The sequence below is a fragment of the Marinobacter sp. ANT_B65 genome (assembly GCF_002407605.1).
Taxonomy (GTDB): domain Bacteria; phylum Pseudomonadota; class Gammaproteobacteria; order Pseudomonadales; family Oleiphilaceae; genus Marinobacter.
Genome location: NZ_NXGV01000003.1, coordinates 395,924 through 412,320, shown reverse-complemented (window position 1 = coordinate 412,320; position 16,397 = coordinate 395,924). Strand labels below are relative to the sequence as shown.

Annotated in this window: 14 protein-coding genes; 12 read left to right on the top strand and 2 right to left on the bottom strand. The window is 54.1% G+C overall.

Annotated elements, in window-relative coordinates; all coding sequences use genetic code 11:
- The first annotated feature begins 10 nt into the window (after positions 1-10).
- Genes lepB through pdxJ form a run of 6 tightly spaced genes read left to right on the top strand, consistent with a single transcriptional unit; the run spans position 11 to position 4,301 of the window.
- Entirely contained in the window at positions 11-790 is a 780-nt protein-coding gene (gene lepB / locus CPA50_RS14960; RefSeq protein ID WP_096783331.1) for a signal peptidase I, read from the top strand.
- Positions 791-817: 27 nt separating this feature from the next.
- On the top strand, positions 818-1,207 hold the full coding sequence (locus CPA50_RS14955; RefSeq protein WP_096783330.1) for a DUF4845 domain-containing protein: 390 nt from the start codon (positions 818-820) through the stop codon (positions 1,205-1,207).
- Positions 1,204-1,893 (top strand): ribonuclease III, encoded by a 690-nt coding sequence (rnc, locus tag CPA50_RS14950; RefSeq protein WP_096783329.1) that lies wholly within the window; start codon positions 1,204-1,206, stop codon positions 1,891-1,893. Before CPA50_RS14955 ends, rnc begins: the two co-directional genes overlap by 4 nt.
- On the top strand, positions 1,893-2,810 hold the full coding sequence (era, locus tag CPA50_RS14945) for a GTPase Era (protein WP_096783328.1): 918 nt from the start codon (positions 1,893-1,895) through the stop codon (positions 2,808-2,810). The genes rnc and era overlap by 1 nt, the downstream gene beginning before the upstream one ends.
- Positions 2,811-2,838: 28 nt before the next feature.
- Positions 2,839-3,564, top strand: coding sequence for a DNA repair protein RecO (gene recO / locus CPA50_RS14940; RefSeq protein ID WP_096783327.1), 726 nt, complete (start codon positions 2,839-2,841; stop codon positions 3,562-3,564).
- Positions 3,561-4,301, top strand: a complete 741-nt coding sequence (gene pdxJ, locus CPA50_RS14935; protein ID WP_096783326.1) for a pyridoxine 5'-phosphate synthase — start codon at positions 3,561-3,563, stop codon at positions 4,299-4,301. Before recO ends, pdxJ begins: the two co-directional genes overlap by 4 nt.
- A 30-nt stretch (positions 4,302-4,331) precedes the next feature.
- Here pdxJ and CPA50_RS14930 read toward each other — a convergent pair whose 3' ends face one another.
- The gene (locus CPA50_RS14930; RefSeq protein WP_096783325.1) at positions 4,332-7,208 is read right to left on the bottom strand and encodes an ATP-binding protein; all 2,877 of its coding nucleotides are present in this window, start codon (positions 7,206-7,208) and stop codon (positions 4,332-4,334) included.
- Between the two features lie 223 nt (positions 7,209-7,431).
- Between CPA50_RS14930 and cysM the strand changes: the two genes are divergently transcribed.
- The 5 genes from cysM (at position 7,432) to CPA50_RS14905 (ending at position 13,326) form a co-directional block, all read left to right on the top strand.
- Positions 7,432-8,325 carry a cysteine synthase CysM gene (cysM, locus tag CPA50_RS14925; RefSeq protein WP_096783324.1) on the top strand — a complete coding sequence of 298 codons (894 nt, stop codon included), beginning with the start codon at positions 7,432-7,434 and terminating at the stop codon, positions 8,323-8,325.
- Between the two features lie 26 nt (positions 8,326-8,351).
- Entirely contained in the window at positions 8,352-9,701 is a 1,350-nt protein-coding gene (gene rlmD, locus CPA50_RS14920; protein WP_096783323.1) for a 23S rRNA (uracil(1939)-C(5))-methyltransferase RlmD, read from the top strand.
- A 58-nt stretch (positions 9,702-9,759) separates the two neighbouring features.
- Positions 9,760-12,000: a GTP diphosphokinase gene (relA, locus tag CPA50_RS14915; RefSeq protein WP_096783322.1), complete on the top strand. Its 2,241-nt coding sequence runs from the start codon at positions 9,760-9,762 to the stop codon at positions 11,998-12,000.
- A complete protein-coding gene (gene mazG, locus CPA50_RS14910) occupies positions 11,997-12,863 on the top strand; it encodes a nucleoside triphosphate pyrophosphohydrolase (protein ID WP_096783321.1) in 867 nt (288 codons plus the stop codon). The genes relA and mazG overlap by 4 nt, the downstream gene beginning before the upstream one ends.
- A gap of 118 nt (positions 12,864-12,981) precedes the next feature.
- Positions 12,982-13,326, top strand: coding sequence for a pilin assembly protein (locus CPA50_RS14905; RefSeq protein ID WP_096783320.1), 345 nt, complete (start codon positions 12,982-12,984; stop codon positions 13,324-13,326).
- 29 nt (positions 13,327-13,355) lie between these two features.
- On the opposite strand, the gene CPA50_RS14900 is transcribed toward CPA50_RS14905, so the two are convergent.
- Positions 13,356-13,589: a hypothetical protein gene (locus CPA50_RS14900; protein WP_096783319.1), complete on the bottom strand. Its 234-nt coding sequence runs from the start codon at positions 13,587-13,589 to the stop codon at positions 13,356-13,358.
- Positions 13,590-13,712: 123 nt separating this feature from the next.
- On the opposite strand from CPA50_RS14900, the gene ppc reads away from it, so the two are divergent.
- Positions 13,713-16,358, top strand: a complete 2,646-nt coding sequence (ppc, locus tag CPA50_RS14895; RefSeq protein ID WP_096783318.1) for a phosphoenolpyruvate carboxylase — start codon at positions 13,713-13,715, stop codon at positions 16,356-16,358.
- Positions 16,359-16,397 lie beyond the last annotated feature (39 nt).

Sequence of the window (16,397 nt, the reverse complement as noted above, 5' to 3'; positions counted from 1 at the left end):
AGGCACCTGGATGGATATTGATTTTCCCCTGGTTCTGGTGGTCCTGACCTTTGTGTCAGGGCTTATCTGGCTGGCAGATATACTGTTTTGGCGTAAGCGGCGCCATGCTGAGTCCACCGAGAATACGGCTCAAAATGAAGACGAGCCGAAAGAGCCCTATCTGGTTGATCTCAGTCGTTCCTTTTTCCCTGTGCTGGCCATTGTTCTGGTGCTCCGGTCGTTCCTTGTGGAACCCTTCCAGATTCCCTCTGGCTCCATGCTGCCAACTCTGGAAGTCGGCGACTTTATTCTGGTCAACAAGTATGCCTATGGCCTGCGTTTACCGGTTGCCGGAACCAAGGTGCTGGATATCGGGGATCCGGCACGGGGGGATGTGATGGTGTTTCGTTATCCCAAGGACGGCGAAACCAACTACATCAAACGCGTGATTGGCCTGCCCGGGGATACAGTACGCTATCGCGACAAGCAGCTTTTCATCAACGGCGAGCAAATTGAAAGCGAGTTTGTTGTGCGGTTGCCTCCTGTAGAGGTACGAAAGGAAGATCTTGGCGAGGTGGAACATGACATTTTCCTGACCATGGGCCGCCCTGGCGCTGCCGGTGAAGGCGAGTGGCAGGTGCCGGAAGGGCATTATTTCGTAATGGGTGACAACCGTGATAACAGCAATGACAGCCGGTACTGGGGTACGGTTCCGGATGATCTTGTTGTGGGTAAGGCCTTTGCGATCTGGATGCACTGGGAATCCTTTACCAGTCTGCCATCCTTCAAGCGTGTGGGCAGTATTGAATAATTCTGACTATTCTGGAGTTCAGTTGTAATGAAAAAAAATAATCTATCCGCCATGGGCCGTCAGGATGGTGCTTCGGCACTTGTAATGATGGTTATGGTGCTGTTTTTCGGTAGCTTGCTGACGCTGGTTATCAAAGTCGGGCCAGCATACATGGACGATCTTACCATTCAGGAAGCCCTGGAAAGCCTGGATGGTACAGAGGGTTTGTCCCGTATGGGGCCGGCCCAAATCCGTACCTTGATAAACAAGCGGCTGGGAGTAAATAATATCCGGAATTTTGATGCCAAGGATATTACGATTGAAAACGACGGTGAGCTTGTCCTGATCAATGTGGATTATGAAGTGCGCAATAACATCTTTCGCAATATAGATACGGTTGTTCACTTCCAGCACAGATATGAGATGAAGGGCAAGTGAGTTCGCAGCCGGATCTTGATCAGTTACAGCGGTGCATTGGCTATCAGTTCAGGTCGCCTGAGCGGCTTATGCTGGCGCTTACGCACAGGAGTTATGGTAACCAGAATAACGAACGGCTGGAGTTCCTCGGCGATTCCATTGTCAATATGGTTATTGCAGAGTATCTGTTCCTGAACTTTGAGAAGGCCCGGGAGGGCCAGCTGAGCCGTTTGCGGGCCAGAATGGTCAAGGGTGTTACGCTGGCCGAGATTGGCCGCGAGTTCGAGTTAGGCAGCTATTTGCGCCTGGGTTCAGGAGAGCTGAAAAGCGGTGGTTTTCGTCGCGAATCCATTCTTGCAGACGCGGTGGAATCCATTATCGGCGCCATTTATCTCGACAGTGATTTCCACACCTGCCGCGAGCAGATACTGCGCTGGTTTGATGGCAGGCTGAAGCAGCTGGATCTCCAGGATACTCAGAAAGATCCCAAGACCCGTTTGCAGGAGTACCTCCAGTCCCGGCAGTTTCCCTTGCCCAGGTACGATGTCATTTCTGTGGACGGAGAAGCTCATAACCAGACGTTTCACGTGTCCTGTGTATTATCTTCGCTGGGCCGGACAACCAATGGCGTCGGCAGCAGTCGCCGCGTGGCGGAGCAGGAAGCGGCACGCAGTGCGCTGAAACAACTCGGCGTGGAGACACCCTGATGAACGATATTACCCGTCCTGAAAACCCCGACAGCCGTTGTGGCTTTGTGGCTATTGTTGGTCGCCCCAATGTCGGCAAGTCGACGTTACTGAATCATATTCTGGGGCAGAAACTGAGCATTACATCCCGGAAGCCACAAACCACGCGCCACCAGGTTCTGGGAATCAAAACCATGGGCCCGGTGCAGGCGGTTTATGTGGACACACCAGGCATGCACCAGGAAGAGCCCAGAGCCATAAACCGGTATATGAACAAAGCCGCCACTTCGGCTCTGATTGATGTGGATGTGGTGGTGTTTGTGGTTGACCAGACTGCCTGGACTACCGCTGATGAAATGGTGCTGGAAAAGCTGAGTAAGCTTACTTGTCCGGTCATTCTGGCGGTAAACAAGGTAGACCGGATTGAAAAAAGGGAAAACCTGCTGCCGCATCTGGATATGCTTTCCAGAAAACGCGAGTTTGCCGAAATTATTCCTGTCTCTGCGTTGAAAGAAACCAACCTGAAGCCGTTGGAAGAAGCGGTTGGCCGTTTTCTGCCTGAAAGCGTCCACTTCTACCCCGACGATCAGATAACAGACCGGAGCGAGCGTTTTCTGGCATCAGAAATGGTGCGGGAGAAAATCACCCGCCAGCTCGGGGCCGAGTTGCCATACTCCGTTGCGGTAGAAATTGAAGAATTCAAGCGTGACGGTAAAACGTTGCATATATCTGCGCTGATCCTTGTGGAACGTGAGGGGCAGAAAAAAATCATGATTGGCGATAAGGGTGAGAGGCTGCGTAGCATTGGCCAGGATGCCAGAGCTGATATGGAACGTATGTTTGATACGAAAGTCATGCTGAAACTGTGGGTGAAGGTGAAACGCGGTTGGGCAGATAGTGATCGTGCGCTGAAAAGCCTGGGCATGAACGACCTCTGAGGCTCCTGTCTGCCCACCCTGAGGCACTATGAGTAGAGACGCGCTGCAGCAAGAGCCCGCTTATGTGATACATCGACGGCCTTGGCGGGAAACCAGCCTGATGGTCGATCTTTTTACTCTCAATCACGGCCGTATGAGTGTGATTGCCAAAGGTGCCAGCAGTAGCAGGAGTCCGCTAAAAGCCCAGCTCCAGCCTTTTCAGCCCCTGTTGTTGGGCTGGGTTGGGCGCGGCGACCTGAAAACCCTGACCCAGGCAGATGTCCGGGATGGCCCGGCATTGCGCCGCACCGTATCTCTGTACAGTGGTTTGTATCTGAATGAGTTGATACAGCGGATATTGCCCCAGGCAGACCCTTGCCCAACGTTGTTTGCTGCTTATATCGAGACTCTTGCCTTGCTTGCTGAAACGTCTGACGTGGAACCGGTGCTACGGAGATTCGAGCAGGCTTTTGCTGCGGCTCTGGGTTACGATTTTGCCTGGGATCTGGCGACGGATACTGGTCAGACCATCCGCGCAAGCCACACCTATTGTTATGATCCCGAGCAGGGTATTGTCGCTTCTGCCTCTGCAGGTGTGCGCTTGCAGAACCTGCCTGGCGACGCGTTGCTGGCGCTTGCCGGGGGGGATTATGACGCGCCTGCAAGCCGGAGGGCCTCAAAGCGGGTCATGCGTGTACTGACAGATTATCTGTTGCAGGGGCGCCCATTGAACAGTCGCAGTCTTTTCAGCCATCCCAAGGGTAAAACCACATGAATCCCAGAGTATTATTTGGTGTCAATATTGACCACATTGCCACTTTGCGTGAGGCCAGGGGAACCCGTTATCCCGATCCTGTTCAGGCTGCCCTTATGGCAGAAGAAGCGGGCGCTGACGGTATAACAATTCACCCCAGAGAAGACCGGCGTCATATCCAGGATCGTGATGTGTTGCTGCTGAAGGAAGTGCTTCAGACGAAAATGAATCTCGAAATGGCAGTCACTGAGTCCATGCTCGATTTCGCTGCGAGAGTCCGGCCTGAGTGTGTTTGCCTGGTTCCGGAAAAGCGGGAAGAGCTGACCACCGAGGGCGGACTGGATGTGGAGGGCCAGGAAGAACGCGTGGCCAGCGCCTGTGAACGATTGGCCAGGCTTGGTGCGGAAGTTTCCCTGTTTATTGACCCGGATCGGGCCCAGATTGATGCTGCGGTGCGCTGTGGTGCCCCGGTTATTGAGCTCCATACAGGAGAGTATGCTGAGGCTGTTGGTGCAGCGGCGGAAGACGCGGCATTCGAGGTTCTTGCCGACGCAGTAGCTTATGCGCGCAAAAAAGGACTGATTGTGAACGCGGGCCACGGTCTGCATTATCACAATACTGAGCGGGTCGCCGCCATCCCTGGCATTAATGAACTGAATATTGGCCACGCTATTATTGCCAGAGCAGTATTTTGCGGACTGAAAGAAGCTGTCCGGGATATGAAAACGATTATCGAGCGCGCGCGCGGCAGAGTCTGACCAACTCTGACAGGGGTATACGGGGCAGCCTCAGTTGGTTTCAGCCTGCTGCTGATGCTCCCGGAACATCTGTTGCCAGTCAGTCTGTTCGCTCCAGATCTGCAACCGCTCGATAGCGGAAACTAACTGGCTCTTCTGTAGTTCCATATCCGGCGCCGAGCGTTTCAGGGCTGTTTCCAGGCGGTTTGCAGCAGAGCGCAGCTCCGGGACCCCGCAGTAACGGGTTGCGCCGTGAAGCTTATGTACGCACTCCAGCAGGTTCTCCAGGCTACGCTTACTCCAGAACCGTTCAATTTTGTCGAGGTCAGCCGGGAGCTGCTCCAGCAGCATGCTGAACAACTCTTCCGCCAGATCTGTCTTGCCAGCTGCAAGCTGGATACCTTCAGCCACGCTCACACAGTCCCGCTGCATCTTTCGTGTGGAAGGCCTAAGCGTGCGTCTTGTGTCCCGGACTTCCTGTACAGGATACAGGTGGGCCTGTTCGGTACTTTGGCATTGATAACCTGTGCACTCTTGTATGCTTTCTGCCAGCTGTCCGCTACTGATAGGCTTGGGAAGATAGCCATCGAACCCTTGTCTGGTCAGCCGCTCCTGCTCATCGGCCAATGCATGTGCGGTGAGAGCAATGATCGTTGTTCTGTGGCTGCTGTTGTCTAGCTCACGGAGCCGGGAGGTTGTTTCCACGCCATCCATGCCGGGCATCTGGAGATCCATGAAGACCAGGTCAAAAGATTTCTGCCGGGCTTTGCTCAAAGCTTCAAAACCGCTTGATGCGCCTTCTACGTCTATCTGATGATCCTGCAGCAGGGTCATAACCAGCTTCAGGTTGGCTTCGTTGTCATCGACGGCCAGCACTTTAGGTATATTGGCAGGAGCGGGCAGGGGGGCGGCATGTTCCTGGCGCGAAATGCCTTGTCCGAACGTACTGATGCCATGTACGAGAAGAAGCAGTTCGTCGTAAAGAGCCTCCCGGCATACGGGCTTGGTCAGATGGCCACTGGCCAGCCCCGACAGCGATGAGTCATGGGTTTCAAGGGTTGGGGTCAGTAACAGAGTGCGACAGTCACGCTCGATCTCCAGCGTCCGCACCAGCCCACAGTACTGGCTGGAGTTAAGAAGATGCCGGGTGATTCCGATAATGGCTGCCGCATACCCCGACTGGCTCTTCTGGGCTTCTGCAATTTTCTCCTGCATGGCGCCAGGAGACGCAACGCGATCAACCGTCAGGCCCCAGTTTCGCAGTAAATGTTCCACGGCAAGGCCACAGGTTTTCTGGTGTTCCAGGTAGATGACCCGCTCACCCCGCAGGGAGTCCCTGGGCGCAATCGCTTCGCCGCCGGACGAGAGCTCAGTTGTAAGGGTAAACCAGAAGGTAGACCCTTTTCCCAGTTCACTCTGCAGGCCAATGTTGCCGCCCATTTCTTCGACCAGACGCTTGGAAATCGCGAGTCCAAGCCCGGTGCCTCCATACTGTCTGGCGGTTGAGGCATCAGCCTGGCTAAACGCGTTGAATAGCGACTGTTGCTGTGCCCTGGACAGCCCAACACCGGAATCTGTAATGCTCAAACGCAAGGTGACCTGATTGTTTTCCTTGTTCTCGTCTTCAAGGCTCGCCCGCAGGACTACCTCACCGGTCTGGGTAAATTTGATAGCGTTGTTTACCAGGTTGGTAATCACCTGCTTGACCCGAAGGGGGTCGCCCATGATGTTGTCTGGCACATCGTCATACACTATGGGCACCAGATCCAGATTTTTGCTATGGGCAGCAGGTGCCAGCATCACCATCACTTCTTCCACTATGTCCCTGAGCTGGAAGGGAACGCGATCAAGGATCAGTTTGCCGGCCTCAATCTTCGAGAAATCCAGTATGTCGTTGATAATGGTCAGAAGAATTTCCGAGGATTTGCGTATCGTGCTCAGGTGATCTCTCTGCTGGCGGGGCAGGGGACTTTTCAGCAGCAGCTCTGTGAAACCGATAATACCGTTGAGCGGAGTCCGGATTTCATGAGACATGTTGGCCAGAAATTCAGATTTTATGCGACTGGCTTCCAGTGCTTCCTTGCGTGCGAAATCCAGCTCAATATTCTGGATTTCAATGGTCTCCAGGGTTTCGCGCAGGTCTTCCGTTGCCTGATCAATGTTCTGCTGCATTTCGGCCTGAGCTTTGCTCAGTTCTTCCGCCATGGCGTTCAGACCGGACTCCAGTTGCTCGAACTCGGGGCCTGCCCCGGTGTGAACCCGGGTATTGAGCTTTCCTTCCTTGAGCCTTGCCACTGCTTCGTTCAGTTCAAATACAGGTCCGGTAAAGGCACGGCTCAGGCGAAGGGCAATCAGGAGGCTGAAAACTACACCGCCAAGGACCAGCAAAAGAGAAATCAGCAATGCCTTGTATGTCTCTTTTTCGGTTCGGGTGTGAGACATTTCCACAGCTACCCATCCCAAAGGTTCGCGTTGTTGCGACGCAGCCTGTCGGGCGTCCGGGTCGAGCATGGACTGGATCATCAGATCCTGAAGAAAAACCGGGGTGACAAAACGCGTGCTGGCTGTGCGGGCGATGCTGCTCGCCTGTTCGCTGGCCAGTTCTTTGCTATCAAGATTGTCAGAGCTGCCGGGGCCAGTGTGCAGCAAACGGCGGCGGTCAGCGTCGAAGAATGTAATTGAACGCACATCCTGTTCTTCGAGCAAGGCGTTGGAAAGGCTGGCCAGCAGGCTGCGGTTTGCAGTGAAAAGGCCGTATTCCGAGCCGGTAGCAAGCTGGCGAGACAAAGACTCGCCACGATCCCGTAGCAGGGTTTCAATGTTGGCAACCCAGCTATAGGTAAAAAACAGCCCCAGAATCAGGGTGGTGAGCAGGGTGGGTACCAGTGTTACCACCAGCACCTTTTTGCGAATGCCCCAACGTCGCATATTATATTCCTGAAAAAAATAGCTTAACGCGCCTGTCGAAGCGGGTTACGTCCGTGTAATAGTAGGCCATCCGGGCAAAGATAACCCTGCTGTCAGTGTCATCCAGGCTGAAAAATACATTTTTTTATAGCATTCGGTCATGGTTTTAGCGAGAAGCTGTATTGGGCGGCCGGGGCTATAACGCGTATCATGCCAACCCAAAAGTGTATCACAGGGTTCTCATATGCATTTCCCCACGATTGAAGATTATGTCGGGCATACGCCTCTGGTTCGGTTGCAGCGTCTTCCGGGCGATACCAGCAACGTAATTATGGCAAAGCTTGAGGGTAATAATCCCGCAGGCTCCGTAAAAGATCGGCCTGCTATAGGGATGATTCAGGAAGCCGAGCGTCGTGGTGAAATTCAGCCAGGTGATACGCTGATTGAAGCGACCAGCGGTAATACGGGTATTGCTCTGGCAATGGCTGCAGCGATCAAGGGTTACCGCATGGTGCTCATTATGCCGGCTAACATGAGCGAGGAGCGCCGGGCATCCATGAGAGCCTACGGTGCCGAAATCATTACGGTCAGTAGTGATGAAGGCATGGAAGTTGCCAGGGATATGGCACTGAAAATGCAAGCTGAAGGCAAGGGCAAGGTGCTTGATCAGTTCAGTAATCAGGATAACCCGTTGTCCCATTACCGAACTACCGGGCCTGAAATCTGGGAACAGACGGGCGGCCGGGTAACCCATTTTGTCAGCTCCATGGGTACCACAGGCACCATAATGGGAGTTTCCAGGTATCTCAAGGAGCGCAACCCCGATATCCGGATCATTGGCCTGCAGCCCAAAGAAGGTGCGTCGATACCAGGTATCCGCCGCTGGCCTGAAGAGTACCTGCCCAGTATCTTCGATGCGACCCGGGTGGATCAGGTGCTTGATATCGGCCAGCAAGAAGCTGAGGAAACCATGCGGGCGCTGGCAGAGCGGGAAGGTATCTTTTGTGGCGTTTCATCCGGTGGTGCCATTGCCGCGGCACTTCAGCTGTCAAAGCAGGTTGAAAATGCAATTATCGTGGCCATTATTTGCGACCGTGGCGACCGTTATTTATCGACCGGTGTGTTTCCCGGCGCCTGAATCTGACGATATCAAGAGAACATACTATGAGCAGACGACGCAGGAAGGTGCTTCCTACGGAACCCGTGCGCTGTGAAGTGGAAAAACTTAGCCATGATGGCCGCGGTATCGCTCGCCAGGACGGCAAGATTATGTTTGTGGATGGAGCATTGCCGGGCGAAACGGTGATGGCCAAGGTTGTATCGACCCGAAGCAAATTTGATGAACTGCGGACGCTTGAGGTGCTTACAGCTGCGCCTGACCGGCAGACGCCTCCTTGCGAGTTCGCGGACCTGTGCGGTGGTTGCAGCCTTCAGCATATGAGCAGCGATGCCCAGATCGGGTTCAAGGAAGACACTTTGCGTGAGCAGTTTGCCCACTTTGGTGGCATAGAGCCTGAAGAGTGGATTGAGCCGATGCGCCCCGAAAGCACGCTTGGATACCGTCGCAAGGCGCGTATGGGCGTGCGTTATGTCAAGGCACGGGAGTCAGTGTTGGTAGGATTTCGTGAAAAGCGTAACAGTTTCCTTACGGATATTGACCGCTGCGTTGTGCTGGATCCTCGCATTGGCGAGCGGGTACTTCCTCTGCGTGCCCTGCTGCACAGCATGGATGCCTATGCCCGTATCCCCCAGGTTGAGGTTGCCTGTGGTGATGATACTGCGGCGATGGTGTTCCGTAACATGGATGAGCTGAGCAGCAGCGACCGGGACAAGCTGATTTCGTTTGGTCAGGCTAATGATCTGCATGTTTATCTGCAGCCCAAGGGGCCGGACACTGTTCACAGAATCTGGCCTGAGTCAGCAGGCAAGGATGATGAACGTCTCAGCTACAGGCTTGATGCGTTTGATCTGACCATGAAGTTTCATCCCATGGACTTTACCCAGGTTAATGCCGGGATCAACAAGACCATGGTAAGCCGGGCTGTGGAATGGCTGGATGTGCAGCCTGGTGAGCGGGTTCTGGATCTGTTCTGTGGGTTGGGCAACTTTACCCTGCCTCTTGCACGCAGGGGCGCTCAGGTCGTCGGTGTGGAAGGCGATGATGCCATGGTAGCCCGGGGTCGGGAAAATGCTGAACTGAACGGGCTTGAGAACGTGTCCTTCCATGGCGCTGACTTGCATGGCGATTTTACAGGCCAGAGTTGGGCAAAAGAGGGATTTGATAAAATCCTTATCGATCCGCCGCGCTCTGGTGCCGAGGAAATCTGCAAATATCTGACCGCATTTAATGCGAAACGTATTGTGTATGTTTCCTGCAATCCCGCCACTCTGGCCCGGGACGCAGGAGTGATGGCGCAAAACGGGTATCGCCTTGTCCGCGCCGGTGTGATGGATATGTTTCCTCATACTACGCATGTGGAGTCCATGGCACTGTTTGAGCGGGACTCACACTGAATTTTGTTGTCCGCAGCCATGGATGGCTGTGTGAATCACCTGGAACAATAAGACAGATATGGTAAAAGTTCGCGAAGACTATGCAATGACTGGCGATGGCCAGATCGATATTGATGGCTGGGTTCAGCAGATCGCCTCGCAGACCCACCTGGATGATGTGGAGCAGTTTCGCCGGGCCTGTGAAAAAGCCGCTGAAATCGATTTACAGGCTTTCCGGGAAGACCGGTTGTGGGCGTCCGGTTCCAGCAGCTTCCGAACAGGCATTGAAATGGCTCAGGTGCTTGCCGGCCTGCGACTGGATCAGGCCAGCCTTGTAGCTGCCATTCTTTACCGGGCAGTGCGGGAAGAACGGGTTACCCTGGAGGTTATCCGTAAGGAATTCGGTGACGAGATAGCCGGTCTGATTAATGGCGTGCAGCAAATGGCGGCCATTTCTTCCATACATCACCCGCTCAAGGGGAACGTGCTCGGGCAGAGCGAAGGCCAGCTGGATAATGTCCGGAAAATGCTGGTCACCATGATTGACGATGTCCGCGTTGCCCTGATCAAGCTTGCGGAGCGTACCTGTGCTATTCGTGGCGTAAAGAACGCGCCGGAAGAAAAACGCATGAGGGTTGCCCGGGAAGTTTTTGATATATATGCGCCGCTGGCCCACCGCTTGGGTATCGGCCATGTTAAGTGGGAGCTGGAAGACCTCTCGTTCCGGTATCTGCATGAGACAGCGTATAAAAAAATTGCCAAGCTCCTGGATGAGAAGCGCCTCGACCGGGACGGGTATATCCGCCGTGTCATTGACACGTTGCAGTCAGAGTTGAAAGCCTCGGGTATAGACGCCTCTCTTTCCGGTCGAGCCAAACATATTTACAGCATCTGGAGGAAAATGCGTATAAAAGGCATTGATTTCTCCCAGGTGTACGACATAAGGGCGGTTCGGATTCTTGTTCCCGAAGTGCGTGACTGTTATGCCGCACTCGGGATTGTGCACACGCTCTGGCGTCACATTCCTAATGAGTTTGATGATTACGTTGCCAGCCCCAAGGAAAATGGCTATCAGTCGCTGCATACCGCAGTGATCGGGCCGGAAGGAAAAGTGCTGGAAGTTCAGATCCGCACCCATGCGATGCACGAGGATGCAGAGCTGGGCGTTTGTGCGCACTGGTTATATAAGGGTACGGACAAGGGTAATAAATCTGCGGGGTATGATGCCAAGATCAACTGGCTCCGGCAGGTGCTGGAATGGCAGGAGGAACTGGGGGATCTGTCCGATCTGTCGGATCATCTCAAGTCTGACGTGATCTCGGACCGGATATACGTTTTCACGCCCGAAGGCCATGTAGTTGATCTCCCCCAGGGTGCCACTCCGGTTGATTTTGCTTACCGTGTTCACACCGAGATTGGCCATGCCTGTCGTGGTGCCAAAGTGAACGGCCGGATTGTACCTCTGACATATCCCCTGAAAACCGGAGAGCAGATATTCGTTCTTACCTCGAAGAATAATGCTGTGCCCAGCAGGGACTGGCTCAACCCTAGTCTTGGCTATATTCAGACTTCACGGGCTCGGGCGAAGGTAACTCACTGGTTCAAAGAGCAGAATCGCGAGCGGAACATAACAGATGGTCGCGCTATTCTTGAAGATGAATTCAGACGTCTCTCGTTGCACGATGTGGATCTGGGTGAACTGGCTGAAAAAGTGAATTATCACAGTGCCGAAGATATGTTTGCTGCCGTAGGAGCCGGTGACCTTCGCCCAACGCACGTTGCCAATGTCGCCCAGCAAATGCTGGAGCCAAAGTCTGAACAGCTTGATCTGAAGCTGAGCGCTCAGCGGCGTAAACCCTACGATACCGAGTCTGATATCCATATTCTGGGTGTGGGCAAACTGAAGACTCAGGTAGCGAAGTGCTGCAAGCCACTGCCAGGAGACGCTATCGGCGGGTACATTACGGTGGGCAGAGGCGTGACTGTGCACAGCCAGGACTGTCTGACCTTTCTGAACCTGCAGGAATTCGAGCCCAACCGGATTATTGAGGTGAGTTGGGGTGGCCAGCAGGCTTCCGTCTATCCGGTGGATATCGAGATTGAGGCATACGACAGATCCGGTCTGTTGAGGGATATTACCCAGGTCCTGTCATCCTCAAAGAGTGATGTTGTGGCTCTCCATACAGTGACGAACCGTGACGACAATACCGCTACCATGGTGGTAAAAGTGGAAATACATAGTCTGGAGCAGTTAGCACGGTTGCTGGCCAAGATCCGTAACCTGTCCAATGTTATCGACGTCAGGCGCAAGCGCTCATGAGCTATTCCATTGAAGACCTGAAAGTTCTGATGGCCCGGCTGAGAGATCCGGAGACTGGCTGCCCCTGGGATGCAAGGCAGACATTCAAAAGTGTTGTGCCGCATACCCTGGAAGAAGCCCACGAAGTGGCAGATGCCATTGCCCGGGAGGACTATGTAAACCTGAAAGACGAATTGGGTGATCTGTTATTTCAGGTAATTTTTTATTCGCAGATAGGGGCCGAGGAAGGCCGCTTCAGTTTCGATGCTGTTGTGGATAATCTGGTGCGTAAGCTTGTGCGTCGTCATCCCCATGTGTTTCCGGGCGGCACGCTGGAAAGTCGTATTGACCCGAACAACCGGCCAGACGAAGCCTGGATAAAAGAGAGCTGGGAGCGTATCAAAGCCGGGGAGAGGGCTCAGAAGCAGGCTGAGGATGTCCAGCCGGCGACATCACCAAGCCGGCTTGACGGGATTGCCCGGGCTCTGCCAGCGATGGTGCGGGCTGAGAAATTACAGAAACGGGCTGCGCGACACGGGTTTGACTGGCCAGACGTCAGCCAGGTGTTCGACAAGCTCCATGAAGAAATCGACGAATTGAAGGAAGCCTGGCAGGCTGCTGAAGCCGGGCAGGGTGAACACGATGCCGTTGAGGATGAGTTGGGTGATTTACTGTTTGTTTGCGTGAACCTTGCTCGCTTCATGAAGGTCAATCCCGAACAGGCGATTGGAAGGACCAACCACAAGTTCGAAGCGCGTTTCCGCGCTATTGAGCAGGTTCTGGAGCGTGAAGGTCGCTCGTTCGACGCAGAAACTCTCGAGGCACTCGACAAGATCTGGCAATCAGTCAAGGGTGTGGAAAAGAAAAGCTGGCAGCAGAAGTAGGTACAATTCGTTACCAATTTCCTTGGTTGCCAATCCTGAGCTTCGTCTAAACTTTGAAGAACGAGTGCACTTTTTTTGTGCATTGTGTGTCGTCAACAGAATTCAGGAGTCAGGCTTAATGAAAATTAAAGATCTGGTCAGTTATTGGGACAAGCATGCAAGAGGCAGACTGACCCGGGATGCCATGTTTACGGCTTTGTCCGACCAGCATCACCGGCAGCTTGAAAAGCTGGCGGCACTTTATCCCCTCAAGTCTTCGCAAGATCTGATGCGTGATCTGATTTCTGCAGCCCTGGATGAAATAGAAACCAACTTCCCCTATGTTCAGGGCACAGAAGTAGTAGCCCATGACGAAGATGGCTTTGAAATATATGAAGATAAGGGGTTAACCCCCGAATTCGTGCGTCTGAGCCAGAAGCATATCAAACGCCTGAAAGCTCGCCAGCTCGAATCTGCAGCGTGACCGGGACGGCCCCTTTGGGGCCGGTTGACTCAGTTCTTTTTGCTGTCCAGCCGTTCTTTTAACTGGCCCTGGCTGGCGAGATCGTCCAGAGCTGCGCCAATCACGTCGTTGAGAATGTCACTTTCACTTCTGTCAGGATAAAGCTCTGCGAGTGCGGAGATCCTTGCAGCGTCCTCCAGCGGAAGCCTGAGATTGTAATTGTGAGTTCGCTCTGCAGGCTTTTTCTTTTGTTCCCATTGTTTGGGCAGGTCCGTTACTTTCATGAGCACTCCTCATAAATATGGCATCGATGTCACAAGTAAGGCGTTAATGGCCAATAGACTTTTCCGACAATTCCTTAGTATCGTTAGTTTACTTTGTCTCCGTCAATTCAAAAGGAAGCCAATGTGACTGAACTGCACCCTGATCTCCGCGAAAATGTCCGTATGCTGGGTGAGCTGTTAGGGCAGAGTATCCAGCGCCAGCCTGGGCGGGACTGCTTTGAGCTTATTGAGGAAATCCGGGCTGCCGCAAAATCTGATCGCCGGCAGGAAAGCGGTTCAGGTCAGCGCCTGGTAAACCTTCTTGGCAAGCTGCGCGATGATGAGCTGTTACCTGTTACCAGAGCTTTTAACCAGTTTCTTAACCTTGCGAATCTGGCTGAGCAATATCATGGAATTCGCCGCAAGCGGGATCACCATTCCGACCTTATGGTAGAGCCCCTGAGCGGGGTGTTCGATCGCCTGAAAGGCAGTGGTGTGAGTGCCGAAGCACTGCACAAGTGCGTGATGGACCTGCGTGTAGAGTTCGTGCTGACTGCGCACCCTACTGAAGTTGCGCGACGCACGTTGATCATGAAATACGACGAAATGTCTGAGTGTCTCGCCAGCCTGGATCATGATGATCTTTTACCAGCGGAGCGGGAAGCTATTACGGAGCGTTTGTCGCGTCTTGTAGCAGAAGCCTGGCATACGGATGAGATCCGTCATGAGCGCCCGACGGCGATTGATGAAGCCAAATGGGGTTTTGCTGTCATAGAAAACAGTTTGTGGCAGGCTCTTCCGCGTTTTATGGGTAACCTTGATAAATCGCTTCAGGAAGCGACAGGGAAGGGGTTGCCTTTACAGGCTACACCAGTCCGCATTGCTTCCTGGATGGGCGGCGACCGCGACGGTAACCCGAATGTCACTCATCAGGTGACCCGCAAAGTATTCCTGCTTGGGCGCTGGATGGCTGCAGACCTGTTTCTCCGGGATATCCAGTCGCTTCGGGCAGAACTCTCCATGTGGCAGGCGAGCGATGAGCTAGGTGCCATGGCTGGTGACTCCCGGGAGCCTTACCGGCATGTACTGGCGGAACTCCGGGACAGGCTCATCAGCACGCGGGACTGGGCAGAAGCCTGCATCAATGGTGAGCCAACGGATACAGCCGGTATCCTGTTTGAGAATAACGACCTGACAGCGCCGCTTGAGCTCTGTTATCGCTCATTGGTTGAATGCGGGCTTGAATATATTGCCCAAGGCACCTTGCTGGATACCATTCGCCGCGCTCATACCTTTGGGCTGCCCCTGATTCGCCTGGACATCCGTCAGGAGGCGACCCGCCACGCCGAGGCTGTTGCCGAGATGGTGGATTACCTGGGTCTGGGTGATTACCTGTCCTGGCCGGAAGCCGAGCGTCAGGCATTTCTGGTACGGGAGCTTCAGGGCCGGAGGCCGCTTGTTCCCCGGAACTGGGAGCCTTCTGCCCAGGTGCGAGAGGTATTGGATACCTGTGAAGTAATTGCGCAGCAAACGCCGGAAGCATTGGGCTCCTATGTCATTTCCATGGCCAGTAAGCCTTCCGATGTGCTTAGCGTCATCCTGTTGCTTCGTGAGTCAGGCATGAAGTTCCCCATGCGGGTGGTTCCTCTTTTTGAAACCCTTGACGATCTGCGCGGTGCACCCGAGAGCATGGCAGCATTGTACGAAGTAGATTGGTACCGGGATTATTGTAAGGGACGGCAGGAAGTCATGATTGGCTACTCCGATTCCTCCAAGGATGCCGGGCAGCTTATGGCAGCCTGGGCTCAGTATCAGGCTCAGGAAAGGCTCGCTCAGGTTGCGAACAGGTACGATGTCCATCTGACCCTGTTTCACGGTCGCGGCGGAACCGTGGGCCGTGGCGGCGGCCCTGCGAATCGTGCAATTCTGTCCCAGCCTCCCGGGTCGGTTAACGGCAGTTTCCGTATCACTGAGCAGGGCGAAATGATCCGCTTCAAGTTTGGTCTGCCTCAGCTGGCGGTGCAGAGCCTGACGCTTTATACCTCCGCGGTGATTGAAGCGACTCTGGTGCCGCCACCCGAGCCTGAAGATAACTGGCGTGACACCATGGACTGGCTGACTGAGCGTTCGCTTAAGGCGTATAGGGAAGTTGTCCGGGATAATCCGGATTTTGTACCCTATTTCCGCCAGGTGACACCTGAGCAGGCACTGGGAAAACTGGCCCTGGGAAGCCGGCCAGCGCGCCGTAAGGCTTCTGGTGGCGTCGAAAGCCTGCGGGCAATCCCCTGGATTTTTGCCTGGACTCAGATGCGACTGATGCTGCCGAGCTGGCTGGGTAGCGATGTGGCACTTGAAGACGCGGCCAGAGAGGGACGTCTGCCTGTATTGCGTGAGATGATGCAGGGCTGGCCATTTTTCCGCACCTACGTCGATATGCTGGAAATGGTGCTGGCCAAGGCGGACCTGCGCATCGCCGGTTATTACGAAAAAACCCTCTTGGATGACGATAAGCTGAGAGAGCTTGGCGTCAGTCTGGGTAAGCGACTTGAAGGCTGTGTCCGGCGTCTTCTGGAGCTCAAGGAACAAAGTGAGTTGCTGGAAGATGAACCTGTGTTCGCTCATTCAATGCGGGTACGTAACCCCTATACAGACCCCTTGCATTATCTTCAGGCGGAACTGCTGAAGCGTGACCGTGAGAGCGAAGGCAAGGGTGAAGTGCCGGAGCTGGTAGAACGTGCGCTTAAGGTTACAATGGCAGGAATTTCCGCCGGTATGCGTAATACCGGTTAATGCAACCGGGAACGGATAAGGGGCGCAGCCCCTGCCATG